At 49.3% G+C, this 26,654-nt stretch carries 23 protein-coding genes and 3 pseudogenes; 9 read left to right on the plus strand and 17 right to left on the minus strand.

Annotated features, from left to right (window positions below; all coding sequences use genetic code 11):
* Nucleotides 1-36 precede the first annotated feature (36 nt).
* The 10 genes from NQ519_RS01660 to NQ519_RS01705 form a co-directional block, all read right to left on the minus strand.
* Entirely contained in the window at nucleotides 37-546 is a 510-nt protein-coding gene (locus NQ519_RS01660) for a hypothetical protein (RefSeq protein WP_019149804.1), read from the minus strand.
* A gap of 68 nt (nucleotides 547-614) precedes the next feature.
* Nucleotides 615-1,004: a hypothetical protein gene (locus NQ519_RS01665; RefSeq protein WP_026076337.1), complete on the minus strand. Its 390-nt coding sequence runs from the start codon at nucleotides 1,002-1,004 to the stop codon at nucleotides 615-617.
* Nucleotides 1,005-1,338: 334 nt separating this feature from the next.
* On the minus strand, nucleotides 1,339-1,557 hold the full coding sequence (locus NQ519_RS01670) for a hypothetical protein (RefSeq protein WP_019149802.1): 219 nt from the start codon (nucleotides 1,555-1,557) through the stop codon (nucleotides 1,339-1,341).
* Nucleotides 1,558-1,606: 49 nt separating this feature from the next.
* Complete coding sequence (locus tag NQ519_RS01675) at nucleotides 1,607-1,987, minus strand: DUF1573 domain-containing protein (protein ID WP_019149801.1); 381 nt, start codon at nucleotides 1,985-1,987, stop codon at nucleotides 1,607-1,609.
* 14 nt (nucleotides 1,988-2,001) lie between these two features.
* Entirely contained in the window at nucleotides 2,002-2,958 is a 957-nt protein-coding gene (locus NQ519_RS01680; RefSeq protein WP_026076336.1) for a DUF5106 domain-containing protein, read from the minus strand.
* Between the two features lie 193 nt (nucleotides 2,959-3,151).
* Nucleotides 3,152-5,170: a fimbrial protein gene (locus tag NQ519_RS01685; protein WP_019149799.1), complete on the minus strand. Its 2,019-nt coding sequence runs from the start codon at nucleotides 5,168-5,170 to the stop codon at nucleotides 3,152-3,154.
* Nucleotides 5,171-5,195: 25 nt separating this feature from the next.
* Nucleotides 5,196-6,317: a hypothetical protein gene (locus NQ519_RS01690; RefSeq protein WP_019149798.1), complete on the minus strand. Its 1,122-nt coding sequence runs from the start codon at nucleotides 6,315-6,317 to the stop codon at nucleotides 5,196-5,198.
* A 76-nt stretch (nucleotides 6,318-6,393) separates the two neighbouring features.
* Complete coding sequence (locus NQ519_RS01695; RefSeq protein WP_147513138.1) at nucleotides 6,394-7,404, minus strand: FimB/Mfa2 family fimbrial subunit; 1,011 nt, start codon at nucleotides 7,402-7,404, stop codon at nucleotides 6,394-6,396.
* Nucleotides 7,405-7,446: 42 nt separating this feature from the next.
* A complete protein-coding gene (locus NQ519_RS01700) occupies nucleotides 7,447-8,985 on the minus strand; it encodes an OmpA family protein (RefSeq protein ID WP_147513137.1) in 1,539 nt (512 codons plus the stop codon).
* 2 nt (nucleotides 8,986-8,987) lie between these two features.
* Entirely contained in the window at nucleotides 8,988-9,551 is a 564-nt protein-coding gene (locus NQ519_RS01705) for a DUF3575 domain-containing protein (RefSeq protein WP_083870921.1), read from the minus strand.
* A 380-nt stretch (nucleotides 9,552-9,931) separates the two neighbouring features.
* Between NQ519_RS01705 and NQ519_RS01710 the strand changes: the two genes are divergently transcribed.
* A complete protein-coding gene (locus NQ519_RS01710; protein WP_187120520.1) occupies nucleotides 9,932-10,897 on the plus strand; it encodes a helix-turn-helix domain-containing protein in 966 nt (321 codons plus the stop codon).
* A 224-nt stretch (nucleotides 10,898-11,121) separates the two neighbouring features.
* On the opposite strand, the gene NQ519_RS01715 is transcribed toward NQ519_RS01710, so the two are convergent.
* The gene (locus NQ519_RS01715; protein WP_019149793.1) at nucleotides 11,122-12,399 is read right to left on the minus strand and encodes a tyrosine-type recombinase/integrase; all 1,278 of its coding nucleotides are present in this window, start codon (nucleotides 12,397-12,399) and stop codon (nucleotides 11,122-11,124) included.
* Between the two features lie 463 nt (nucleotides 12,400-12,862).
* Between NQ519_RS01715 and NQ519_RS01720 the strand changes: the two are divergent.
* A pseudogene (locus NQ519_RS01720) lies at nucleotides 12,863-13,021 on the plus strand (ParA family protein); the annotation flags it as partial.
* Nucleotides 13,022-13,203: 182 nt separating this feature from the next.
* On the opposite strand, the pseudogene NQ519_RS01725 reads toward NQ519_RS01720, so the two are convergent.
* Nucleotides 13,204-13,395: pseudogene (locus NQ519_RS01725) on the minus strand (tyrosine-type recombinase/integrase); the annotation flags it as partial.
* 291 nt (nucleotides 13,396-13,686) lie between these two features.
* On the opposite strand from NQ519_RS01725, the gene NQ519_RS01730 reads away from it, so the two are divergent.
* From NQ519_RS01730 to NQ519_RS01740, 3 genes are read left to right on the plus strand one after another with little or no spacing between them, the layout of a single operon-like run.
* Nucleotides 13,687-14,916, plus strand: coding sequence for a site-specific integrase (locus NQ519_RS01730; protein WP_019149790.1), 1,230 nt, complete (start codon nucleotides 13,687-13,689; stop codon nucleotides 14,914-14,916).
* A gap of 13 nt (nucleotides 14,917-14,929) precedes the next feature.
* Nucleotides 14,930-16,150 (plus strand): site-specific integrase, encoded by a 1,221-nt coding sequence (locus NQ519_RS01735; RefSeq protein WP_019149789.1) that lies wholly within the window; start codon nucleotides 14,930-14,932, stop codon nucleotides 16,148-16,150.
* Between the two features lie 21 nt (nucleotides 16,151-16,171).
* The gene (locus NQ519_RS01740) at nucleotides 16,172-16,546 is read left to right on the plus strand and encodes a hypothetical protein (protein WP_026076334.1); all 375 of its coding nucleotides are present in this window, start codon (nucleotides 16,172-16,174) and stop codon (nucleotides 16,544-16,546) included.
* Between the two features lie 344 nt (nucleotides 16,547-16,890).
* On the opposite strand, the gene NQ519_RS01745 is transcribed toward NQ519_RS01740, so the two are convergent.
* Together NQ519_RS01745 and NQ519_RS01750 are read right to left on the minus strand one after the other, a co-directional pair.
* Complete coding sequence (locus NQ519_RS01745; RefSeq protein WP_016212903.1) at nucleotides 16,891-17,196, minus strand: helix-turn-helix domain-containing protein; 306 nt, start codon at nucleotides 17,194-17,196, stop codon at nucleotides 16,891-16,893.
* Between the two features lie 53 nt (nucleotides 17,197-17,249).
* A complete protein-coding gene (locus NQ519_RS01750; protein ID WP_026076333.1) occupies nucleotides 17,250-17,561 on the minus strand; it encodes a helix-turn-helix domain-containing protein in 312 nt (103 codons plus the stop codon).
* A 415-nt stretch (nucleotides 17,562-17,976) separates the two neighbouring features.
* On the opposite strand from NQ519_RS01750, the gene NQ519_RS01755 reads away from it, so the two are divergent.
* From NQ519_RS01755 to NQ519_RS01770, 4 genes are all read left to right on the plus strand, one after another.
* A complete protein-coding gene (locus NQ519_RS01755) occupies nucleotides 17,977-18,519 on the plus strand; it encodes a DUF3408 domain-containing protein (RefSeq protein WP_019149785.1) in 543 nt (180 codons plus the stop codon).
* A gap of 209 nt (nucleotides 18,520-18,728) precedes the next feature.
* Complete coding sequence (locus NQ519_RS01760; RefSeq protein ID WP_019149784.1) at nucleotides 18,729-19,106, plus strand: plasmid mobilization protein; 378 nt, start codon at nucleotides 18,729-18,731, stop codon at nucleotides 19,104-19,106.
* Nucleotides 19,103-20,026: a relaxase/mobilization nuclease domain-containing protein gene (locus NQ519_RS01765; RefSeq protein WP_019149783.1), complete on the plus strand. Its 924-nt coding sequence runs from the start codon at nucleotides 19,103-19,105 to the stop codon at nucleotides 20,024-20,026. The genes NQ519_RS01760 and NQ519_RS01765 overlap by 4 nt, the downstream gene beginning before the upstream one ends.
* A 2-nt stretch (nucleotides 20,027-20,028) precedes the next feature.
* The gene (locus NQ519_RS01770) at nucleotides 20,029-20,685 is read left to right on the plus strand and encodes a hypothetical protein (RefSeq protein WP_019149782.1); all 657 of its coding nucleotides are present in this window, start codon (nucleotides 20,029-20,031) and stop codon (nucleotides 20,683-20,685) included.
* A 101-nt stretch (nucleotides 20,686-20,786) separates the two neighbouring features.
* On the opposite strand, the gene NQ519_RS01775 is transcribed toward NQ519_RS01770, so the two are convergent.
* The 3 genes and pseudogenes from NQ519_RS01775 to NQ519_RS01785 all read right to left on the minus strand — a co-directional run bounded on the left by NQ519_RS01775 (nucleotide 20,787) and on the right by NQ519_RS01785 (nucleotide 26,584).
* On the minus strand, nucleotides 20,787-23,333 hold the full coding sequence (locus NQ519_RS01775; RefSeq protein ID WP_026076332.1) for a DUF262 domain-containing protein: 2,547 nt from the start codon (nucleotides 23,331-23,333) through the stop codon (nucleotides 20,787-20,789).
* Between the two features lie 2 nt (nucleotides 23,334-23,335).
* Entirely contained in the window at nucleotides 23,336-25,252 is a 1,917-nt protein-coding gene (locus NQ519_RS01780; protein ID WP_019149780.1) for a DUF262 domain-containing protein, read from the minus strand.
* A gap of 214 nt (nucleotides 25,253-25,466) precedes the next feature.
* A pseudogene (locus tag NQ519_RS01785) lies at nucleotides 25,467-26,584 on the minus strand (phage integrase SAM-like domain-containing protein).
* Nucleotides 26,585-26,654 lie beyond the last annotated feature (70 nt).

Below are 26,654 nucleotides of genomic sequence, written 5' to 3' on the forward strand. Positions count from 1 at the left end.
ATGCCGGGGCCGACCGTTTCATGCAATGCCGCGCCCTTAGGCCGCATTCCTGTCGATAATCTCCAGCCCGGTCAGCGGACGGTATTCCAGATCGACATATTCAAAAGCCTGCATCGCCACGAAACTGTTGTCGGGCGAGCGGTAGATACATACGGTCACGGCCGGAACCTGCGCACGAGGCATCGTCAGCAACCGCGACAGGTTGCCTGTAGCGATACTCTCCGTCACGGCTGCAATCTCCGAGCGGTCGAAATAAAGTTCATCGTAACCGAGGTAACAGCGTCCCGCGGAATAATAAGGTGCCCCCGTGGAACCGAAGCCCCGTACAGCACACAGAATGGCGCCCGTCAAAGCCAGGCACGCACCGATAAAGACCAGCGCCGAACGCATGTTGTTCGTCAGGACAGCGCTGTAGACCGAATTCAACACCAACAGTGCCGCGCCAACCGCCAACAGCACGACAGGCGCTACGAGGGATTTGCGGCGGCGAACCACAACCCCTCCGGGCAAGGCGTACATCGCCTCGCAGATTTTGATTTTATCCATTTCTCTTTGTTATCATTATTAAACGCATGTATTTCAGGCATTCAGCCTATGAAAAAAAATACAAAACGCTAAATAATGAGCCGGCACAACCGGTAGACATAGTAGTCCACCGCATACGCACCGACAGAGAGATTATTGGAGTGATACGCAGATGAAAGATTGGCGATACCTGTACCGCAGTTGCAGGAATCCGCCTGCCGGAACAGGGTGCGCGTCGCAGCAAACCCGACACGTTTGAGCAACTGTACCACCGGCCGGGATTCGGCTTTTCGAAGCAGTCCGAATTGCCCGAGGTCCGAATTGTAGATCCGTTCGCAATGCCACTGGCCGCTGTCTGCGTTTCCGGCGGTGAACTCCACCGAAACGGACACAGCGTCAACGACCGACGCTTCTTCCCGGCCGTCGGGAAGAAGCAGGCATGCCGCGAAAGCCAGCGCGATGAACAGCAGTTTATGCATCCAATGGAACATGTTGCAAAGTTACACTTTTTCCCCGAAAAACAGGCATTACAAGCTTCGAAAATTCCAAAAACCCACAGTCGGTGCCATAGCATGACCGCCAGATAAGCGACGACGCACAAAACAATAAGCGCCACGGTCAGCAGCATCGCCGCGAGCATTTTATTCCCGAAACGCTCCAGATTCTCGTCATCATAGATCAGGTCGCTCTCTTCATCGGGTGCGGCAAAAAGATCATGAAAAAAAATCGATCGGTTTCATGGTACGGAATAATAATCGTTAGCCGGCATTGCCGCTGTCAGGAGCGTCTGCAAGAGGTATCTTCCGCTCCGCATCATCGTTTGTGCCGGTAATAATCCTTACGCGGATTCTGCAGGCGATTGCGGAAGCGTTGTTTACGCCACAGTACGATGCCCGCAAGCAGGCAGGCTGCAAGGAACACACACAGGAGTATCCCCGCGAAATCCAGTTCCGCCCCCAGAGGATCGTCGCCGTACAACACCCCGGGGACGCCATCATCCAAAAATCGAAAATTCGTGATAATTCGTTGCATCGGTGTATAAATGGTTTATGGGATCATCGCTCCTTTTGTATACCGGCAGTTATTTCGTACGTCCCGAGACTGTCAGTCGCAGCGTCCGTCCCCTGCCGTCGGCGTTGTACCTCACCGTAATGGTTTTACGGAAATAGCCCGTCTCACGGGCCTCGAAAGAGACCTCTATTACGCCCTCCTCGCCGCGACGGAGCGGCTTCTTAGGGTACGTGGCCTTCGTACACTCGCAGTTCGTCGCGGCCGAGAGGATGACGACAGCGGCGGACTGAGCCTTAATGTTGAAACGCACCCGGGAGGTCGTGCCCAGTTTCACATCCCCGAAATCGTGTTCCGTACGATCGGGCACGAGCCCCGCAACGTCGGGTTCCGATGCATAGATCCCACAAGCGGAAAGCAATGAAAGGAGGCAGGCTAAAAACAATCGTTTCATGACTCGGGACGAATTCAGTGTATTTGCGGATTCGCATGCTCCGACAGCCACGCCTCGATACGCTCCACAGGGGCATCCTTCAGAATAACCCTCTTCCCCTTATCTAACAGGTACAGGCTCGGAATGGCCGGCAGATCGTAGGGCGACCCGGCATCGCGGCCGGTAACACGATGCCCGACGATCCATCCTGAGGGCATCTGCGGAAGGTGTTCGCGCCACGCGGCCAGATCCTCGTCCGGGTAGACGGCGAGTACTTTCATTGCACCCGAAGCGACCAGCGGGGCGAAAACTTCCGACTGAGGGATATACGTCTCAATGCGGGCGCACTCCGGGCATCCGGGATTGTAGAACATCAACAGCGTATAGTCCGCACGGACGCCGTGCAGCGTCCCTGCCGTTCCGCCGGCTGTGGTATAGGTTATGTCGGCGGCCGTCTCCCCGGGGCGGTTCTTCAGGGCCGAGGCGAGCAGCGACCGGGGACGCAGCTTGCAGAGTGTATCGAGGCCGGGCGCAGCGATTACGGCCTCCAGTACGGGGATGAACAGCTCCTCGCTGCGGTAGGGAGAGTTAGGGTCGGCAAAGTATTTCTCCGCGAGCTCGGCCAGACGCAGCAACATCGAAGGACTTTGTTCCGACTTACGAATCAGCATCCCCGGATATTCGGAGGCCTCCGATGCGGGTATATTGCCCAGCAGGTAGGCCCAGTCGGCGAACGCCTGCTCAAGGGCCGCAGTGTCACAGAGCCACGTCGAGTCGGCGAAGTCGAAAGAGTTCCAGTAACGCTCCACGACATAAGTCAGCTTGTCGTCATCCGAAAGCACCGAAGGGGGCTGGGGCATCGTTATTTTATGTACCGCGGTGGCGGTGATCGTAGAATTGCCTCCCGTCGTGCGCGGGGAGCCGCCACCGCAGGCTGTCAGGAACAGGGACGGCAACACAAACATCGGTATATACTTCGATAATCGTATCATAGGGTTTCGGTTTGAACGGAAGGAAGTGCTTCCGGATTAGCGACCGGGAGGGCGGTCAAGCCCTCCCGGCCTGTGTTTATGCTCCCGCCATTCTCCGTTGTTTGCGGAAGAGGGAAGCCGTTTCCGGCCCTACCGGAGTACCCCGAGGTACGCCGCTCGGCCCGAAAGAATACCTGCCATAAAGCAAAAAGCATTAGTCGATTACGTCGCGGACACAACGGGCCCTATGTATCATCTGACCATCATTGATTTTTGTTCTGCCAGTGATGCTGTAATAACCATAAGTGCCGGATCCGCTATGGCATACCCACGCAGTCTTTAAGTCTTCGCTCCGAGTCGTTCCTGTCCACATATGATAGCCTGCTTCCAATCCTCCGAGTTTAGAACCGTTTTGTCTTAGCATGGCGGCTATCAGATGTATCTCCCGTTGTGTCGGCAGGCGCCACTTTCCTTTTCCTGTATTAGGATCGTCCGCACTACCCTCATAATATCCTTTACATGCAGCGTGAGCAGTATCGAAATTATAAGCTACTCCCTTAACTGGCTTTACTCCTGAATTCGCTTCCGTACAATACGAATTCGCCACTTGGAGTTTCGGGGAAACATGGTTGTACTCGCTTGTTTCATCATACGGGTTCTGATATATATCGGTGTTATTCAAATATTTGATCTGTTCCGTGTTCAGCAATGCTTTTTCGTCGACGCCGCCGTTTTCATCCCTCGATACGATGATCCTGTTTTCGGCTTCGTAGGGATACTGTTTCGAGCCGGCATTCTCTATCTCCCGGATACAACGGACTATGGCTTCGGACTTTTTATTATTTGAAGGATACATAATTCCATTGGGCAGTTTTAAGCAGAAGCTAACTCCCGTATTTTGCAGGCTCGTCGACGATAAGTGTAAATCCGAATTCGTTTTAGGTACTAAAACGCCATAATTTGCATTGGGCAATTGCCTGCTGTCATTATACGCCCACAACAAACTGCCCTGATACACATCCGGTACTTTCCATCCATCGGGACAAGCCTTTTTGCCCGAGGGATTATAGGTGCCGTGCTGGGTTCCGGTGGCTACATACCAGTTCATCAGTTCGCTTCCGTCAACTTTCTGGTTGTTTGGGTCTACGATGAACCATGCCTGATTTTCCTGATCGGTGTAAGTAAGCGGTTCGAGTTTAGTTTCGAGTTTCTCGACATTGAACGTTTCAGCCTCTTCCCAGTCGAGGACTTCGAGGTTGAACTTGAGGGGGAAGTCGTTCGTCAGAGTTATTCGGTACAGATAGTTGCGCTTGAGGGCCAGCGGGTCGAGCGTCTCGGGCTGCGTCGGGTCTCCGGATTTGCTGTCCTTGAACTCGATGGTGTGCTGTTTCTCGACACCCGCTTTATCGTAGTATATGGTCAGCGAGGGAATCGTCGCGCCGTCCTTGGGCGTATAATTTTCATAGGTGTATATCTTCGCTTCGTAGCGTCCGGCATTTTCAGCGTCGACATTGCCCTCGATATTGAGTCCGTCATAGGTTTTCGTCTCGAAGACTCCGTCGCCCGCAGGCATTGCGTTCTGCGTCAGCACATGGCTTTTGAGCGTCCGGTTGTTGAATACGATCTTCTTGATGGTGGCATTGTTCATCATATTGATCAGGTCGATACGCACCGACGCACGGCGCAGAGCTATCTCCCCGGCATTGGTCGTATTACCCGGTGTGGCCTCGAAACGGTATGCCTCCGCCGATGTCATCAGGAATTCGTTATCCTTGTCCGGGGCCTGTGCCGCCAGCAGCGCTCCCAGGTCGGCAACCGTCGATTCCTCGCCGAGGGTGGTCTGTATCAGGTTTCTCAGGTCGTAGTCGGCATTGGCCACCAGATACATATTGTACACTCCGGGCTTGGATGCGGTAATCTCATACAGGTTATTTTCGTCGGGCATGAGTTCGGGCATCATAAACAGCCCGCTGCCGTCCTCGTTGAAAAGCAGGGCCATTATGCTGTTTACCGTCTTTTCCTTGTCGAGCGCAGCTTCCGTGCCGGCTTGGGTGTTATCTCCCGTAGCCCGGGTCTTCGGGTCCTGAGTCTTTGCCGAGCCTCCCAGCGAGAAGCGTATCGAAGCTTTTCCGGCAGCAGCACCGCTCCCTTCGTCCGACATATTGTCTTTGGCGCATCCTCCCAGCAAGAGAGCCGCCGAGAAAGCCAGTGCGAAGATATTTTTCAGTTTCATCGTATTTCTGTTTTTTAGCGTTTGATTATTCGGTTACCATTTCGTCGGATTCCACGACTTTCCAATCTTCGACAAGGAGTTTGAATTCGAGCGTCGAACTGCCGGAATCCTTGTCGCCCAGCTGAATGGTATAAAGGTGGTTGCGCTCGGTATTCACCCACGTAGTGGTCGGGGCTTCGTCTGTACCGGTTTTCGTACAGAAGGGTACGTCCACCGAACCTCTGTAGAGCAACGTTCCGGCGAGCATCTGGTATTCGATGTGAATGACGATACTCTGGTCCTCGGCCGTATTGTTTCGCTCGTAGAGGTAAAGCGCCTTCTTGATCGTCTCCGACTCTTTGCCCTGATCCTGCAGGTATTCGGTAGGCAGCGTGATGTTGGAGTTAAGTCCGATGTCCACATAGGTATTCAGTGCGGAGAGGTCGTTGTTGTCGTCCTCGAACAGATAGCCTTTGGTGGGAACGTTACGCGCCTCGACCTTCGTTACCAACAGGTTCGGCACTTCGTACTTGATGTCCACACGGGCTACGATACGTTTCATATCGACCTTGCACTCCAGACCTTTTTGCAGGGTGATGACATCCGACTTGTCTTTGACGCTGATGGCCTTGCCGCTCATGGCTATGCCGTTCTGTGCGAGCACGGAAGACGCATGCCCGTTGCCCAGCACAACGGTCGAGAGCGTACCCTTGTAGGTTTCGATGGCGTCGCCCGCCGTCGGCGCTGCGGGCGTGTTGTTGGCCACGAACAGATACTTAAATTTCTTCGAGCTCAGCAGATCCGCCGCAGGATAACGTACCGTGAACGAATAGGAACCGTTACCGTTATCGGAGAGTTTGAATGTCGTGTCCGTCGATTCCTCGCCGCTGGTCAGCGTACGGATGAACTTGGTCGTCCCGTCGCTCTCCACGCTGTACTCGTACATGGTCAGCGTCTTGATGGCATACTCCGATTCGTCGTGAAGCGCCCGGCTCTTGGGATAGACGACTTTATCCCCTGCCGGAGTGCTCATGTTGAAGGTAACGGCGACAGAGCCGTCTGCCCCGGAACCGCTTCCTCCGTCTGTGATCGTCTCCTCCTTACCGCAGGAAGAGAGCAGCAGGGCCGCCGCAGCAAACAGTCCCGCAATCATTTGGATTTTTTTCATAACGTTAAACATTTAGTAAATAAAAAAGTGAATAAAAGGTGTTCATAATCTCGTTTATGTCGTAATCGCCGGTTCGTCAGCTGAATGTTCCTCCGCTCACCCAGTCCTCTATAGAAGCCTCCACCCAAGGGGAGACCTCCACGGAGCCGTCGCCGAACAGCTTGAGCAGGATACGGTATTTCTGCACGTGTGTACGCGAGGGATACCAGCCCCATTCTCGGAAGGCCCTGCTCAGGTCGATATCCCCGGTTACCGCTTCGTCCCCGAACCACAATCTGAAAACCGGGATATGGTCGTTTGTGTATCGCAGCGTGACGAACTCCCCATACAGCTCCTGCGAAAGCATGGGTACCCGCAGGCGGTGTTTTCGAGGTTCGCCCTCACTCCGGGGGATGATAAACCCCTCCACCGTACTGCAATGCTCCGGGCACAGTGAGTAGCCTGCGGGCACCTCTTTCAGCTCCATGACATACTCTCCGAAATCCTGAGGAACGTTATGCCAGACGACTTTCACCTCCAGATGGCAGTGGATGTTATTCATATAAGTCACCAGCCGCCCCGTGCCGGAGGCCCGGGCTGCGTTCCCGTGGCCTTCGCGGATAGAACCTCCGGGGCCACTCTCCACGGTAAACTCCTTGACGCCCCAGTAAAGCTGGTCGCCGTTGCACAGAATGTCCTGCTGCTGCTCGAAGCGCTGTCGTACGGCCAGCTTAAAGTTCTCCAGACCCTCGTCCGGGGCAAACCCGCACACAGTCTGCTCCGAAGCATTGCCCAGAGTCACCATCGTGTAGCTCCCGGCATCGAGACGAAGCGGTTGGCGGGTCAGCTCCTGACCCGGCGGAATTTCTCCCAGATACGCCCCCGCAGCGTCGAACAGGTAATGCCGAAGGCTGTGGATATAGTCGCCGAACGCTTCCACTTCGTAAGGGCGGTAGCTATAGGTCATAATCGCACCCTCGCAGCACGCATCCCGCTCGTCGTCGAGCGAGCAGCCCGCCAACGCCAGGCAGGTGCACAGCATCCCCGCCATGCCGCTCCGCAACAGTCCGATCGCCCCGCACAGGATATGTTTCGCACGAATCTCCATCCGCTGATTCCGTCTCTATTTTCCGTTTTGCGTGTCGGCGCTTCATCGCCCGAGCTGTTCGAGGTTATAGGATGCCCGTTCGGGGTCTGTATTCAGTGCATAGAGAAAATAAGCCCTGGCCCGCGCCGTATCGCCGCACATCCAGCAGTATATTCCCAGATCGATGCAGGCTCTGGGGTCGTCCTGCACCCGCTGGAGGCATTTCCACGCCAGGGGCATGTCGCCGCGGATCAGGGCCGCCGAAGCCGCATTGATATTGGCGGCCGCATCGTCGGGATAGTATCGCAGCGCTACGTCGTACTCCCGTCCGTAGCCGTCGCGGTCGTCGCGGATTCGCGCATCGCCGTTGCGGGCCTGCGCCACGTCGAAGATCTCCGTATGGCTGAGGTCCTGAGGACGGCTGGCCAGCAGACGCGCAGCCTCTTCCACGCCGAACGAGCGCACGACATATCCCAGTTCCAGTTCCATGCGCCGCAGGGGCGGGAAAAGGTTCTCAAGCATATAGCGGTAGGTCGTTCCTCCGTTGAGCGCCATCAGACGGCTCTCCCGGCCGTCGAAAATATCGTAGTCGTCGATAATCGCCAGTGCCGCGTATTTGTCCTCCATATCGCTGCGGTCGATGGCCCTGCGAAGTCCCTCCCAGTCCTCGCCCGCACCGTATACGGAGATGATCTCCCCGGCAAGGCCGTAGCGGCCCCGCAGGTAATCGCGCATGGCCCCGGCCCGCAGTTCCGAGAGCCGCTTGTTATGTTCGTAGCTCGCTTCGGGCGAAGCATAACCCGTAATACGGGCGCTCCGTACGCGGTAGGTCGCCGTGTCGCCAGCCAACGGCGAGAGGAGACGGTCGATGCGGGCGAGCTCCTCGCCGTTCGTCCGATAGTGCGCAGAGACCTTCCAATGGTTCACCAGGTAGTTGATGCGGACGGTCAGCTTCTCCGACCGTTCCTTGACCTGTTCTGCCGCCGGCTGCACAAAGCTCACGTTACGCTCGAAGAGCGGAAGGCGATGTACCGTTACCGGCAACGGCAGCGTTCCGGCCGGCAGTTCCCGTGGAACAGCCGCACTATCCGCTGCCACGACCGGCTGCTGCGCAACGGCATCCGGCGGTGTGACGGGTAGGTTCGCTGTACAGATCAACCGGCAGCCGCAACAATTCCGCAGATAAGTCAGGACCCTCAGTTCGCCGTCCCGCATGGCCGCAGGGATCGGGCGAGCCTGGCTGTAACCCGTGACGAGGGGTGTCGTACGGCGTGTCACCAGATGTACCAGGCGATCGTCCCGTGTCTCCCCGACGAACTGCTCCCGGCGGAAATAACGATAGTCCGCAGGTTTGAAATAGCTGAGCGTGCGGTAACGGATCGTGTCCCCTCCCGATATGTAAGCCGGGACGATGTGCAGCGACGTGGGGCCGCACAGCCGGCCCGCAACCCGCACGGTGAAACGGACTTGCAGGCTGTCCTCATGCCATTCGGCATGGGGACCCTCCTCATAGCTCACGACAGGAGTCCTGCAATCGCTTTGCTGGGCGGAAACGGAGAGGCTGAACAGAACAGGGAAGGCCAAGACGTATAGTTTCTTCATATTCACCGGATATAATAGATAAAGGAGACGGCAGCCTTCGTAGGCCCGAAATAGTGCCGGCGATAGTTGCCTCGTTTGTCTGCGCAGGCGCCGCAGTCGTACTTGTCGTAGCGAAGATAGAGGTAACCTGCGCCTACGGAGGCTTCCAGCCCCCAGCGTTTGCCGATGGCCCACTGGTAGCCATAGCTCAGGCCCGCGCCTGCGGCCCAGCCCTCGTAGCGGTCGTCCTGGAGAAATGCCGGGAAGCGCATGCCGCCGGCGTTATATTGCCCGTAGAGAGCATGAAGCCCGAGGTAGCCGCGCTCGAAGGCGCGGCAGAACCAATACTTCGCCTCCGGCATAACGAGCCAATGGTGCAGTTTAGGATTGGCAGACACGCCGTCGGAAGTGGTGCGGTTAGGGAAATTGAAGGCGTTATAGCCCACGGTGGCCGAAAAGGTATAACGCGGGGACAACTGCCATTCCAGACCGACGTTGGGCGTCGTCGTCGCCCAGTACAGCAGGTTCGTCTTCACTCCCGCGTGCTGCGCCCGAGCTCCGTCCATAGAACTCACGTATAACAGCATGAGGACCGCAAGGCGAAGGTATATACCCGGTGTCTTCTTCATTTACTCTTTAATATTATATCTCAGTTTTCAGAGCACTTCCCGCCCCCGTTTTCCCGAAAACAAAAGGGCGATAAACTGCAGACTGAAACGATCGGCGCACGAAAAAGCCGGCATACGGCATTGTAAGCGATAATCTCAGCGACCAGTTCGAAATTTTCTTATCCTAAGAGAATGGCGATTTTTCAAATGCATCTGCAATCTATTAGAATACAGGACGATGCACGACCCGTTCGTTTATCGGTGTTTAACCGTATCCGAAGACCCCGGATACGGTTAAACATTTTTTAGTAAAACACTGACAACCTGAAAAATGAAGTAAAAAACAAACCTGAAAAATGATGAAACAAGATGCACTAGTCTCGATGCGGCCCGGAGAGGAAACCCACGCGTTTTGTCCCGTCGAATGCCCCGTCTGCCGTTATGAAAACAACGTATATCCAGCCCGGTTTCACACCCGTGATCTGGTCGAAGGAGCCGATTTGTCTGGCATGGAACGCAAGGCAAATCACATCCTATTCCTGCTCGAAGGGATGCTGCATATCCGCACCCAAACAGACAACCATTATCACCTCGATTCCGGGCAGTGCATGTTCTTTCCGCGAACGAGCATGCCCGACATCCGGGCCCTCGCACCCGCGCGGATCGTATGGCTCGATTTCTCGAACAGGCTCGTGCTCGGAGGCCAGGACGCCCTGGCGTCGGCAGCGGCAAAAGGCTGTAAATCACCTGAAAAAACACCTGTCCTGCCAATCGTTCCGCTGATGGAAAGTATGCTCATAAACATACAGAAAGAGATGCGGATCCCCTGTTACCATATGCTGAAGCAGTACGAATTGTTTTTCCTGATGAAGAGCTTTTACAGCGACGAGGAGCTGGCTTGTTTCTTCAACGCCATCCTGCGTCCGAGCCACGACTTCCGGGCATTCGTAGAGAGCAACTACACCAATGCCGACACGCTCGAAGATATAGCCCGTAAAGCCAATCTGAGCACCAGTTATTTCATCAAACGCTTCAAGGAAGTTTTCGGCATCAGCGTGCATCGCTGGCTGGTGAAACAAAAGGAAGAACAGCTCAAAAGGATGCTTATGGCCGAAAGGTACGATGCCGGGGAGATGGCACGGCAGTTGGGACTTAAAAGCAAGAAGGGATTATACCAGTTTTGCCGGCAGAGATTCGGCTGCTCGATGACCCGACTCAAAGAGACTCTAAAGGTCGAAGGGTCAATGGGTAGGGATAAAGCGGCAAAGGATAATTATTATAGACAAAAGGATAATTTCAATACCCGCGGCGGTCTTGACTCGTGAGGCTGGAAGCTCTACCTTTGCACCGGATTACGACACTGGACAGTCACATTTTTGAGCTAAAAAGGAGGCACCCATTCTCTTAGGATAAGATAGAGAAAACAGCTCGGATTTTTGCGTCGTCCGTTACGACCGTATCGCGGCGCAAAAATAGAAAAATCCTTCGAAATATTCCAAACAATTTCATCGCACGACAGCATTCCGGAGCGCCGCTTCGCGGCGGGGTCTCAGAACGATGTGACGATGCTGTTGGCTTCGTCGATACGGCGGGCTTCGAGCTCGTCCAGGTAGATGCGTGTCGTCTGTTCGGAGGTATGGCCCAGTCCCTCGCTGATGACGGACATGGGGATGCCTTTGCGACGGGCACGGCTCGCCCACGTATGCCGCGCCATGTTGAACGTTAGGTTACGCTCCAGCCCCAGCTGCCGCGAGAGGCAGCGAAGGTGGTGCAGGTACTCCGAACGGTTATACAGAAAACGACGGTACAGAAGCTCTTCGTACTCCCGACGGGCGGTGGAATCCGTACCGGTAAATTCGAGGGGCCGGAAACCGCCCGCACCGTCTTTGACCGCAAGGATCGGAAGAACCAGGGGCGGGCAGTGGTTACGGTAACGTTCGATGATCGTACGAAGCGCCGGGACGATCCGGACCGTGAACAGCTGGCCCGTCTTACGGCGGCGGTAGCGGATAACCTCCCCGTCGATATCGCGCTGTCGAAGGTAGGCCATGTCCACGAACGACATACCACGGCAATAGAAGCTGAACAGGAAAAGGTCGCGGGCGACGGACAGGGAGCCGGGCGGAAGCTCGGCGCCTGCAACGCGTTGCAGCACCGTATCGTCGACGGCAAGTTTACGGGTCTTCTCGACACGGAACGAAACGCTCCCGAAAGGATCGGGGCCTTTGGGGGCGGCTCCTTCGCGGACGGCACGGTTGTAGACCGCCCGCAGCTTATTCAGGTAGAACGTAACCGTATTGGTACGCAGACCTTCGCGCAGCAGGAACTTCCGGAACTCCAGGATCGTGGGTTCGTCCAGTTCGCAGAGCTGGTAGTGCCGCTTTCCCGAAAAACGTTCGAAGGCCTTCAGCGTGGAACGGTAGGTGAAGGCCGTGCCGTGGCGACCCTCGCGCAGCAGCTCCTCGATCTGGGAACAGAAAACCGTATGCACGAAGCGGTTGTCGGAACGGGCACGGAACAGACGCGCGACATCCCGCCCATCGAAGGATCGGGAGCTGCGCTCCAACTCCGAGGCGATGCGGTGCAGCTCATGTACCTGATGGCGAAGGTAATTGTTGACGTTGTCGATGAAACGGAGGTGTTCGCGGATTTTCAGACTCGGAACGGCTTGGCACCGCGAGGCGTCGAACTCGGCGCGAAGAAGCTTGAAGGGCGTGAAGACAACGCCGCGACGGCGGCGGCAAAGGATCTGGATGATCAGCGTATAGCGGTCGTTGGGGGTATCCTTGCGGATGTTGAGCATGGGTTTGATAGTCGTTTTCGGCATAAGCAGGATTTGTTTGTTAAAACTCCGTGAATGAAGCCCCAAAGATAGACCTACGGCGGAGTTTTACGGGGTGAATGCCGGAAACGCGGCGAAAAATTTTTTGTGAAAACTTTGAAAAACCTCCGCTACAGCTCCCGGGGCCGGGGCGGTTCCCGGTGCAATATTACAACCGCCCGGAGATGAAAACAAGCCCGCCGAACGGACTGGAGCGGACATTGAAGCCGGGATAGGAAATGAGGATGTATAATTGCGGCAGAAATAATTATTCGGATAAACAAACGGATGATTAAGGCGATATTTATCGGATTCGTTACCCAATCAAACAAACGATTCGATAAGGAAGCGGAGAAGAGCAGAATTAAAAAAATAAGTATAAATAAATCCATATATGTACGATAATTTATCGAAGCAGACATCAATAGAAAACATTACCCATACAAATAATTCTTAACATATTCAAATGATGGAATCTGTAAACATTTCAATCTGCAATCAGAAAGGCGGCATCGGAAAATCCACATTCACGGTATTGTTGGCCAGCTACCTGCATTACACTTTGGGGCATGACGTGCTTGTCGTGGACTGCGACTATCAGAGTTCAGATATGCGTGCTGCAGAGCAGCCGCCCGTTGGGTAGCGTTCGGAGCGCAGAAAGCCACCTATTCCGACGGTAGCGTTCAGCAAAACGCCGGGGCTGGAAATCCGCAAGGCTCGCCCCTCGGGCGATTCGCATGGCCTTGCGGATTTTCAGCTCCGGCGTTTGATTCCCTGCCGACGGAAAATTACATGAATTTGACTACTAGGTTACTGCACAACCTTGAAGACGCTGTCGAGTTTCTCACTCAACGCAGCCATATCTTGCCCAATCTTGTCGTTAGTGATTTTAGCGTAGATTTGGGTCGTGGTGATATGTTTATGTCCCGGCATCTTACTGACCGTTTCCAGAGGTACGCCCTGCGCAAGCGTAATCGTCGTGGCGAAGGTATGACGCGCCATGAGGAAAGCGATAGGCTACGCAAGGAAAAGCAGACAGAAGAAGATTAAACGTAAACTGTTTGAAATGAGCATGGTTTCAGTATTTTGCCAAATTGAGAAAATGCAAATGACAACGTAATATTGAGGTTGTTCAGTTACCAGACCGTTAGCCGGGCAGTTACTGGAACGAGAACAAGTAACGGAAAGCAATGAAAAGAAATCCTCACCGTTTTCTTTGCACTCGTACTCAGCATTTTGCTTATCAAGGAACGCTTATATGGCAAGTAACTTTGCACCTAAAAATATAAGCGTATGAAAGTAGAAAAATTCAAGGTGCTGCTCTACCTCAAAAAGAGCGGACTGGGCAAGTCGGGCAAAGCCCCGATAATGGGAAGAATTACAGTGAACCTCACGATGGCACAGTTCGGATGCAAGTTGTCCTGCACTCCCGAATTGTGGAATCCCCGTGAAAGCCGTCTGAACGGAAAGAGCCGCGAGGCGGTGGAGACTAATGCCAAGATTGATAAGTTGCTACTGGCGGTAAACATGGCATTCGACAATCTTGTGGAACGCAAAATTGATTTCGATGCCACCGATGTGAAAGACCTTTTTCAAGGCAGCATGGAAACGCAGATGCCCCTTATGAAAATGACCGATGTTGTCTGTGATGACATCAAGGCACGTATCGGTATTGACCGTGCCAAAAGTACTTATCCCGGCTATCACCATATGTGGCTGGCACTCGGAGAGTTCATCAAGCATCAGTACAAGGTCAAGGATTTGGCTTTCGAGCAACTGACGGAACAGTTCATCCACGACTATCAGACATTTGTCACGGAAGATAAAAGACAGGCAATCGATACTGCCAGACATTATCTTGCCATACTTAAGAAGATTTGCCGTCTAGCTTATAAAGAGGGATATGCTGATAAAATCCACTTCCAACATTTCACCCTGCCGAAGAAAACGGAAACGACTCCACGGGCATTGAGTCGTGAATCGTTCGAGAAAATCCGTGACGTGGAAATACCTGCATACCGCAAATCCCATATGCTGGCAAGGGATATGTTTCTCTTCGGATGTTACACAGGTGTATCTTATGCAGATGTCGTTTCGATTACTCATGCTAATTTGCAGACAGACGGGGACGGGGCATTATGGTTGAAATACCGCAGAAAGAAAAACGAACTCCGTGCTAGTGTAAAACTATTGCCCGAAGCAATTGCGCTTATCAATAAGTATAGCAGTGAGGACAGAGAAACCTTGTTTCCTTTACTTCGCTGGTCCAATCTTAGAAGGCACATGAAAGCGTTGGCGGCACTGGCAGGCATCAAGGATGACCTGTGCTACCATCAGGCGCGCCATAGTTTCGCCTCGCTGATTACGCTCGAAGCTGGTGTGCCGATTGAGACCATCAGTAGGATGTTGGGGCATTCCGATATTTCCACCACTCAGGTGTACGCCCGTGTCAGTCCGAAAAAACTCTTTGAGGACATGGACAGGTTCATCAAAGCTACCGAGGATTTCAAACTTACCCTTTAATACAGCAAACGATATGCGAAGTACATTTTCACTGTTACCCTATATCAACCGCAGCAAGGTAAAGGCTGACGGTACGACCGCCGTTCTCTGCCGCATAACCATTGACGGGAAACAGACGGTCATAAGCACAAGTATCTATTGCCGTCCCGAAGATTGGAATGGCAAGAAGAACGAGATAAAGTCCACAAGGGAAAACAACCGCTTGCAGGAATATCTCCGGATCATTTCAGAAGCATACGAGGAAATACTGAAATCGCAAGGTGTAGTCAGTGCAGAGATGTTGAAGAGCCACATCACCCAAAACAACATTCATCCGACTACCCTCCTGCAAATGGGAGACTGGGAACGGGAGCGGTTAAAGAAACACTCCGTGGAAATAGATTCAACCTCCTCCTATCGAAGTTCAATATATTACCAGAGGTACCTGACAGACTATATTGTGTCATCGGGTAAAAAGGACATCTATTTTGAAGAAGTTACAGAGGACTTCGGCAAATCTTATAAGGCATATCTGAAAAGATGCAAGAACTTCGGGGCATCTCAGACCAACCATTGTCTGCGATGGTTGAACCGCCTATTGTATCTGGCAGTCGATAAGGAGATAATCCGAGTGAATCCCTGCGAGGAGTTGGAATATGAAACCAAACCGGAGGCAAAGCACAGATACATCAGCCACGATGAGTTCAAAAAGATACTTTCCACCCCGATGTATGACAACAGGCTGGAGTTGGCGAGACGGGCTTTCATATTCTCCTGCCTGACGGGATTGGCGTATGTGGATATACAGTTGTTGCATCCCCACCACATCGTGATGAATGCGGAGGGCAGACGGTATATCCGTATCAACCGCAAGAAGACAAAGGTGGAAGCGTTCATACCCCTGCATCCCATAGCGGAACAGATATTGTCGCTGTACAACACGGCCGATGACGAACAGCCCGTATTTCCGCTTCCTAACCGTGACGCCTTGTGGTTTGAAATTCATGAGTTAGGTGTAATCATAGGCAAAGAGGATAACTTGTCCTACCATCAAAGCCGACATAGTTTCGGAACTTTCCTTATTTCAGCGGATATACCGATAGAGAGTATCGCCAAGATGATGGGGCACTCCAATATTCGGACGACACAGGGATATGCACGTATAACCGATGACAAAATCTCAAAGGATATGGACAAACTGATGGAACGCCGGAAGAAACAATCGACCGGCGAAAAGACAAACAAAAGTAACTAAACAATGTCAATACAATATATTATGGATAGAGGTATAATCACAATCAGTGAAGCGGGTATGGTCACTATTCCGACCGCACCCGTATGGATGACACAATTCGAAATCGCCGACCTGTTTGGAGTATTCTCTTGTGACATCCGTAAAGCGATTCATGCTATATATAGGAATAAGGAGTTAAACGAATGTGATACGATGAAATATATCAAGCAACCAGATGGTATCAGTTACGATGTTTATAATCTTGAAATGGTTATAGCCATTGCATTCAGGATATGCAGTAGAGAAAGTATCTTGTTCAGACGGTTTGTGATAAATGAAATCTACGCCACCAAGAAAGAGAACTCAATAACATTGTTTGTATCCTGTGGCAGAGGAAGCAACCTATGGTATAGTTGAGGTTCATCCCATCAGTCACCTGTTCCCGATGCTCGGATGCAAAGGTAGCGCATGGCACTGATGGCAGTGGAAAGGTCAGGCGGCAAAGCCGTTTCGGGCAGAATCTTCCTCCTGCGGAGCGTATTCAGCCCGAAAACCTTGCCTCTGCCGGCCATACGCTCGAAAGGCATCCGGCAACGGAAACAAGCGACTGACGGGAAATCAGAAGACAAAAAAAGGAACGGCTAACAGACGAAGCGGAATCTTGATGCTTCATCCGTAAACCGTTCCTTTTCTTCTTGCTGTCAAGTCCATTACTACCGCAAATTATAGGGCAGACGGCAAACTGCGCTCCTTCAAGAAAATCAGATCGCCTTCTGTCGGTAGGCGGAGCGGTAGCCGTCAGTTAGCATCTTCTCTATGTCGGATTCACGGTAGAGGATTTTGCCACCTAATTGGATATAGGCTATCCGTCCTTCGTTGCGGTAGTCTTGAAGTGTTCTTCGGCTTACCTTCAGTCGTGCTGAAACCTCCTTGTCGGTAAAGAAACGTTCTCCGCCCAATGTCGGGCGGTAGTTGGCGGTCAGGCGCTCGTAGTTGTCCAGCAGACGGTCAAGGCTGCCCATGAAGTGGATTATCCACTCATTGTCTTTGTTAATCAATTCGTTCATGTTACGTTGGATTTAGTGGGTATTGTTATTATACTTCGTTTATTGCGTCCTGTTTATATCGTCCTTTCCTTGAACCTCGCTTCTTTCCGTCTGTCTTCCACAACGGAAACGATACGTTGCACATCTTCGGGACGGTAATACGTCTTGTGGTTTATCTGCGAGTAGGCAAGCGTACCGTTGTCCCGCAGAGTCTGCAACGTGCGGGGACTGATGTTCAGCATCCGGCACACGTCCTGATTATCCATCCACTCACTCATTCTTTTATCTCCGTGCCGCTGGCAGATTGCTTCCATACGGTGAACGAAGTGGTCGAACTTGGCGACCATTGCCTCAAATGTTTTTCTTTCGATAGATACGATTTCCATATACGTTATTCTTTGCTGTTATTGTTTCTTTTGCCGCAAAGGAATATATAATCAGTTATCCGACAATGGATTTTCTAAAAGTGGAAGCATGTGGCACCGGTATGGCATAGGTTGTCCGGGGGACTATTTATCGTTATCATCTTAATTGGGGATTTTAGCAAGAATGCCAAGAACAAAATAAGGGCTTAATTCAAATTTACCCGTAAATACATCTTTGTTCTTCCTATGATTCATATCCGGCAAATCGAAGAGGCCTGCACCATTGTTCATACCGCCATAAGGCAAAACTACACAAAATTGCCTAACAGAATCCAAGTCCTTGACTGCCTGAACTAAAGCCTCTTACTTTGCTCCCGACAAACGGTCAACTATGCGCATACAGACCAACAAGTATTCACTTTAAAAAGAAACAACAATGAGCAAGAAATTCAAAAACATTGAGAACGATGAAGCGTTCAAGAACTTCAAGTTGGAAGACTATATGCCTTCCATGTCCAAACATGAATCGGAAGAGAGTTCTTCCATAGCAGAACAAGAACCTGTTGTGGAGGCTGGCAATCTCTTTCCTATATTGGATGAGCCGAACACACTCGCAGTACAAATGGCTATGCTGGATACTCGCATACAGGAACAGGAAACAAGTGTAGGGTCAGACACAGAGGCAAAGGGAACTGCCACAGATACGGATGACATTCCCATAGAACGGATTGTCGCCAGACGCATCAGCAGCAAACAGCGTAGGCTGTCATTAGACGAATACCGAACTATCTATCTGCAAGTGCCCAAGATTACTGACCGTAAACCTGTGTTCGTCAGTGGGGAGGTACGTGACAGACTGGACGAGATTGTTCGTCGCCTCGGTGGACGTGGCATGAGTGTATCGGGGCTTATTGAAAATCTCGCCCGTCATCACCTGTCATCCTACGAGGATGACATTGACCAGTGGCGTAAATTGTAGAAATTAAGACAAGGCCAACGGAGTGTCTTTCGGGTATTTTTTCAGAGATGCTCTAAATCACTTGTAACGAAGTTTTGAGGGGCAAGTTTATGTTTCGGGCAGACCGAAACCACTTGCCCCGCTCCAAACTTCGCAGGGAAAGCACATCCCGTTGGTCTATACTTCATATAATCATTGTAGATACTGAATAGATTAGATTTTAGAATATTATGAACTGCGAAAAGAGAAAGAACAACGGACGGGAACGGACCAACAAAGGCGGTCGTCCCGTCAAGGGTGTCACAGAGAAACTGAAATACCGTATCACGGTAAAGATGGCAACGGAGGATTACTACCTATTGAAGTCAAAGGCGAAGTCAGCAGGAATCTCGCCGAGCGAGTTCGTCCGTGGCTGTATAAGGAACGGGGAGGTGAAGGAACGGCTGACCAAGGAACATTGCGAGTGCATCCGCAAGCTGTGCGGCATGGCAAACAATCTCAACCAGCTTGCACGCAAGGCGAATGCGGAGGGTTACACGTCCGTGTTCGTTCCATGCCGTACACTGATGATAGAGATAGACAACCTTGTAAACCTGATACGCCTATGATAGCGAAAATCATGAAAGGCGCAGACTTCAAGGGTGTGGTTTACTACATCTTGAACGATAATAAGGATACTGAAATCATAGATGCCGAAGGCTTATTCTTGGAAAATAACGACACGATAGCGCAGGGATTTGTCGGTCAAGCAAGTATGAATCCTAAAGTCACAAAACCTGTCGGGCATATCGCATTGAGCTTTTCCAAGGAAGATTTGCCACGTCTGAACAATGCTGTCATGGCAAGGATTGCATGTGAGTACATGGAGCGGATGGGCATTAAAGACACGCAATACATCATCGGGCGGCACTTTGACAAGGAGCATCCGCACGTGCATATAGCCTTCAACCGCATCGGCAATAATGGCAAGACCATATCTGACAGGAACGACTGCTTCCGCAGTGAGCATATTTGCAAGGAGCTTACCAAGAAGTACGGACTTTATTTTGCCAATGGCAAGGAGCGGGTGAAGACAGACCGATTGCGTGAGCCTGACAAGACGAGGTATGAGTTATACCAAATCTTGAAGACAGAGGTCAGCAGATGTAAAGGTTGGAATACCCTGCTTGAAAGATTGGAACAGCAAGGTGTAGGTGTGCAGTTCAAAGATAAGGGACAGACGAATGAGAATCAAGGCATCGTCTTTACCATGAACGGCTATCGCTTCAATGGTTCCAAGGTGGACAGGCAATTCAGTTACTCCAAGATTGATGCGGCATTGAGCCGCAACAATTACAAGGAACGGCAGACGCAACCGCAACCACAGACTTATCAGGAAGAAATAAGGCCAATTTCTAATAGTGGCAGCAGTCTTATTGAGGGTTCATTAGGATTGTTCTCTCCAAGCAATATGCCGGAGGAGCAACAACCTTACAACCCGTATCTGAAAAACAAGAAAAAGAAGAAACAACGTAAAATCAACTGGTAATCATGGCAGACAACAATGTATTCATCCTCTTTGAGGAAATCAAGACCGCCTTAAAAGGCATAAGCGGCAAGTTGGAAGAGTTAATCGGCATGGTAAATCAACAGCCGAAAAACGGAGATGTCGAACAGGATTTCTCTCCGATTAAGGACGCAATCGTGGAAATGACAAAAGCTCAATCGGAGGTTATTAAGGGCTTGTTGGCAAAGCAATGGAAGGCATACGCCCAGATTTCCACACTGATTCTGCAACAACCTGATACAATCAAGAAGTCGCAGAGTGAACAAAGTACACAACAAGAACCGCAACCGCAGGAGCATATCCATCGGCATAGTTTTGACATCAAGTCAAGCAAGGTCTTTTCTTTCGTTGTGGGGTTGGGGGCGGTATGTGCCTTATCCCTGTGGGGCAATGTTGCGCAATGGCAGTCCAATAGGCAGTATGCCGATGATGCGTTGAAGTTCCGTGCCATCCGCTCTTGGGGCGGATGCGATGCCAATGATATGCTTTGGTTGAACAAGGAGTTCGACCTACACAGGGATAAGAAGGCCATTGAGTGGATACGGAAGCAGGCAGACGGGTATGAAACATCCTTGAAAGCGGCTTCCGATAGCCTTATGCAGGAGAGTTTGAAGAAAAAGCAGAATAGCAAATCTGATTGAAATGGTAAGCGTGATACAATAACTTGAAAAGTCAATCGTGTAATCAGCCAATTAAAATCTGATTACACGATTGCTTGGAGGGAATTTTATTCCATACTATTTTATTTTTGCTTCAATTGCAACAATGCCTCTGCCAAAGATTTTGTTTTGCTCAAGACTGAATTTTCTGACTGGCAATACCAGCTAAACCAATTGACAGTTTCATCATCCTTCTTAAAGCCCAATTCTTCAAGAATATCAATGATTTCATCAGGATAATCAAACTTGTTTTCGTTGTTAAACCCGAATGTGAGTTGGAATCTATCGAAATCATTGTTTGCATTTAATATTGTATATATTTCAATGCTGTACTTATTGTGTCTATACCAAAAATCCTTGATTGATATATGTGGACTAATGTCCGAACGTTTTTGCCAAGCATACTCCTTACAGAATCCTTCAAAAGAGACATCTTCATCCTTGAATTTCTCTACCCAAAGATGATATGTGAATAATTCTGAATGATAATGATTCAAATACCATTTGCCAAGCAAAAGTATCTCTTCTTTACTGATATAAATGAACCCTTTTTCACATACCTTGAACATTTTAGGGGATGAAATCAATATATTGCGCCATTCCTCTTCTGTCTGAGGAATGCAAAGTTTTTCCAATGAATCTATAATGTCATTCAAGTCTGTTATGTCATCAAAAGTCGCTTTGACAAGGCTTTTACCTTTCTGCATCACCTTATCATCGCCCATACGGAGCATACGTCTCCAACTGAGGTCACGTTTGACGTTTTTGGCAACTGTTTCTGTTGATAGCAGATTCCAGTGGTCTGTGTTCCCCTCAAGCAAATAGTCGCCATGCGCCAACACAGCCCGTTCAAAGCAAAAATCCTTGTCATTAAAGCGAGTGCCTTTTTCATTGATATCAAAAACGAACTTCCCGATTTTTGAATATCTGATGAACGCATCCTTGAAAGTTTCATTTTCGGCATCACTCCAATTCAGATTCCTATTGGCTGCATAGTATTCACAGATTCCAGAAAATTCCAAGAGGAATCCTATTTGTCCGTTGAAATAGGGATGTTTTTCTGCATCTTCTATCAATTCTCTCCAACCAGCTTTTTCTATGAGATGCGCCTTGATGCACTCTTCGCTCGATTGGTGTTTGGAGAAACCATCTATTGTTGTCACTCCTTGAAGGTAATGGATAATGTTGGGCGCATACGGAATAAGTTTCTCAATAGACTTGATTCCACGGGCAAGGTCATCGTTACCATCGGCAATGGTATTGTCGGGATGCGTAAGGTTGTGGACGACCCTCATCCATTCGTCCAAACAATCTATCTTGTCCCTATGGTGAATAAGGTACTGCACATAGGCAAAGAATTGCATTCTTTCCGCTCTGGACAATTTATTCTCTATAGCTTTAAGGAAGATTTCGTCCTCATCATAATAAGTTTTGTAGTTTGCTGAAATATAACGAGCAATCTTTTGGCTTCCATTATAGAGGGTGTCGAGTGAATCTATCACCGACAGGATGGCATTGTATGTAAGCACTTTGGTTTCCTCGTATTTTGCAAAAGTCAAGCTTTTGTCTCCTCCTGTCAGGATATCAAAAGTAGAGTCGGAAGTGTTCTTGTTTGGGAGTTTGACGATAGACGCATAATAGTTTGTGACTATTACTCGAAAGAGGTTTTCAATATAGGAGTCTATTCTGTCCTGTTTTCCTTCCTTACAATACTGCCACAAGAGGGTAGTCCACTTTGTGTCAATGTTGAACGAGAAATATTGTTGGATGCCTACGGTTTTCTCTACTTGGTTGAATTTTAAGGTAAATTCCCTGCCATACGCTGAATGGTCTTCATCAAACTGTTTGAGGTATTGTTCAAATTTGGCTTTGAAATTCTCGAATTTGGAAAGAGGCTTTCCGCGTGAATTCATTTTGATGTACAGGTCATCCGTAAGTTTATATTTTTTCAAATCCATGAAAATGAATGTAATAATGGGATTTTCCTCATCCAAAAGCCTTTCAAAGAATTCCTCATGCCCCATAAACTTATGATAAATGGCATCCAGCATAACCAACATAGACTGTATGGTTGGGTCATTCTTCCAAAAACGGAAAAACCAAGGCTCATTTTTTAACGTGGCAGCCAAAGAGGGTGCGTCTTTGCCATCTTTTCCTTTAATCACCATCAGTTGGTCTAGATTTATGATCGCCTGCATCAAGGCATCGCAAAAGTCCGTGGAGCTTTGGCGGGTTTCATACGTGAATAGCGATTTGTTGCTACTCGTCATTTTTGCTTTGAAGATGCTCTTGGCTTCTTCATTTTTGGAAATTTGAAATAAGAACCAATGCAACAAAAACAAAGTTGTCAACCGTTGCTGTCCGTCCAAGGGAATAAAATGAATGTGGTCATCACCTTCATCACACTGAAGCGTCCCATACACAAAGTCTAAGTCTCTGTTGGTACGATTCTCTTCCAAATAGCTGTACAAAGCATCCAGAAATTCATTCCTGACTTCGTTTGTATCGTCATTTGTTCTCCCTTGAGCATAATCTCGCTGGATAATAGGAATGACCAACTTATAGTTTTTCTGTGAGAAAAGTTTAAAAAACGAGAGACGTTCTCCTTTATATTCGTTATTTGTTGACATAATTATTCCTGTTTGAGATATTCGCTTAAAGCTTGTTCCATTGCGGTAATATAGTCTTCGGCATCAGTTTTGTCCCAGACCATCAAGTTGTTGCCTTTCTTTGTATAGTATTTCAAGAAAACGTTTTTCGTGACGATTGGTACAAATATGCCTTGGCTGTCGTTTGATATAATCCATTTTCTCTTGATAGGGAAGAAGGAATTGCCATATCCTCTGTTGGTTTGGGCATCCAGCAGGGTGAGATTCCGGATGTTGTCTTTATCTTCCAATTTATCTTCACCATAGTATTTTTGCACTGCGTCAAAGCACTCGTCAAACTCCGCATCATTGATTTTACCCTTTTGGCTGTTTGAATGCAGAGCTACAATGCTGTTTATCAGTACCAATTCTTCCTTCTTGCTATCAACTTTGGATTTTGTGATGTCCTTATCCTTTTCTTTTGATTCAATTTTTTGGATTTCCTGTTTCAGGCTGTCCACGTATGCGGACACCTCTTCCGCTTCCGTTGAACCGACAAGAAATTCAAGCATATCATAAATCCACTCCAAACGTCGTCCATCATCATTGATGCGTTTGTCTATCTGCGAACTGATATGTTCTATATCCCACTTCTCCTTTTTATATTTACTGAACGGGAAACGCATGTCAGACTTGTTGGATTGCAAAACCGTAAGGATATTGAAAAGCAATAACACCTGTTTGACCTCCTTGTCTCCATAGCTAAGGTCAGATAATTTAATTCCTCTCATAAGTCCTTTGAGTTTGTTTCCCTTTATGTAATCCGTCAAGAATTCCGCCTTGTTCATTTCCAGAGACTTTCTCATAAGCTCGTTTATATCTGCTCCATATTCAATCAGAAAGCCTATGTAGTGATATAAAGTTCTGTCTTCGTACCATTCTTCAAAAGTCTGAAATGTACGCTTTACTTCCTGCCAGACACATTCAATTTTAGCTTGTTCTGTGGTGCAAACAGGGTTGTCAGCAAGTTTCTCCAGTTCCTTATTGAAGGCATTGAAAGTAAAATAAAATTCAGAATCGACACTCCGACTTTTCATCAAGTCGAATATAAATTCTATGCGATTGTCATATTTGAACGGCCATGAAGTCCTGCACAAGAAATACCAAAACGAATCGTTTTGCAACCTTTGTTCTATCTGATTCCATTCTGAAGAAATTTGTAGCTGCTTCATGGACGCTTCCGATGTGGAAAAATTGCTGCGGCGGAGGAGCAGCGCCTTGATGAGTTCTGCATTTGTCAATGGTATTTTGCCGATGTTCAAGCGCGTAAAAATGTCAATGGAGGTCGCTTTCTCTTCGTCTGTCACTTCATACCATATTACTCGGATATTGTTGGCCTTATCTATCCCGGTGATATCATCTATCTTTTGTGCCAACAATGCAGATACAATATCATTTTGATATTCGTCATTTTTTTCCATCCATTCAGACATGCTGTCATATACCATCCTCATGTAATAAAAATCAATAAAGCTATTGGCATCCTCTGATGGAGTATCTATGTTTTCCAAAAAACGCTGAGAATCGAACTCCAATCTGGTTTCATATTTTATCGAGTACATCTCAAACTTGCGGAAAAGGACTTTTCTTACAAACTCAACACACTTTAATAGGATATAAAGAGTCGTCAGACGTTGTTGGCCATCAATAATCTCATAACCATCAATAGATATTGTTTGACCATTTTCAACCTTCGTCCAGCTCTTTTTCTTAACCACAATGGGTTGAAGGCAATAAAATTCGCCCTCTTCTTTCTTTTGTTTGCAGAATTCTTTAAAATCATTCAGCATTTGCTTTGCTTCGGAAGCAGACCATCTATATCCACGCTGATAATCGGGAATAAAAAATTTCATTCCCGACATGGAATATATGTTTTTTGATTCAATCGTATTTTCGCTCATCTTTATTGTATGTTATTGGATTATACAAAAATAGCTCATTTGCATCTTATAGACAAACGAAATATGAGTAATTTTATCCATAGTGCTGAAAGTTCTGCATTAACTCAAAAGAACAGTTTGTTTAACCAAGTATTTTTCATATCTTTGTGTCCCATAGTAAAGCGTTCTTTTGATTTAATGCAAGACGAGGAGAAATGCGGAACTCCGCTCGTTTCTAAATCGTTACCTGTCGAAAATTTGGCGATTGTAAACCGCTCATTTTCAAAGGCAAAGACAAATTCAAGTGCCTAGCAAGGTGGATCGTCGGATTGAACGACAGACCGGCATGTCTGGCAACATGCCGCAAGGACATGTTCAGCGTCTTATGGGTGCCTTTGAGCGGGAAGACCTTGTTACTTTCCAGATGCGGGTCTTTATAACGGTCGTAGAGCATTTCAGCTACGGGAAGCAGTTTGACACGGAACTGCGTGCCTGTCTTCTGACGCCTGTCGATAATCCACCGCTCCCCGTTATCGTCCGTATGGATGTCCGCGTGGGTGAGTTTCACCACGTCCGCGTGGCTCAGGCCCGTAAAGGCACAGAAGACGAAGACATCCCGGTTGATGCCCGTTCGGTAGTTGGGAAGTTCGACGTCCATGACGGCCTGCAGTTCCGAAGCGGACAAATAGCGCCGTTCGGCGTATTTAGGCCTGACATGGAACCCGGCGAAAGGATCGGCGGCAATCCAGCCGTTCTTATACGCCGTATAGGTCATCAACTTCAGCTTCTTGATGGTCGAATGGATCGTACCGGAACGCATCCCTTGTACCGAGGAGAGATAGACGACGAACTTTTCGATAAAATCCCGCTTCAACTCTTTGAAAGGAATGTCCTTGACGTGGTATTCGTATTTGAGGAAAGAGGCAAGGCGGTTACGGCGTGCGGTAATTGTCATAGCTCGAATAGGTGCGGTCTTTGCACACACGTTTGAGAAACCCTGCGAGGTATTCGTCGAAGGTCTGCAACAGCAGGCGGCAGTCGTCGCCCCATACCGAGGAAGGCGTTGCGGACTTTTTCGGCCGTAACGTATGAATCCCGGTCGCAGAGACGTTGGTATTGCTTGCCGATATTGGTCTTGATATTTTCCAGCTTCTCGTTGATACGCTGCGATTCGAGGCTTTTGTCGGAGGCCTTGTTGGCTTTGGCATCCCAAAGGGTGGAGCGAACGGTGAGTTTGCAGCTGAACTGCGACATCGTACCGTTGATCGTAATACGGCCCATAACGGGAACCTGACCCGATTTCTCGGACTGCCTTTTTACGAAGAAAAGGACTTTGAACGTGCTGCGTTGCATAATAACTTGAACTTTGAGGATTTGTTAAACGTTTAGTCAAGTTATTTGTTATGCGGAAATTCGATGCAAC

Origin of the sequence: Alistipes senegalensis JC50, from assembly GCF_025145645.1 — a bacterium.
Classification (GTDB): domain Bacteria; phylum Bacteroidota; class Bacteroidia; order Bacteroidales; family Rikenellaceae; genus Alistipes; species Alistipes senegalensis.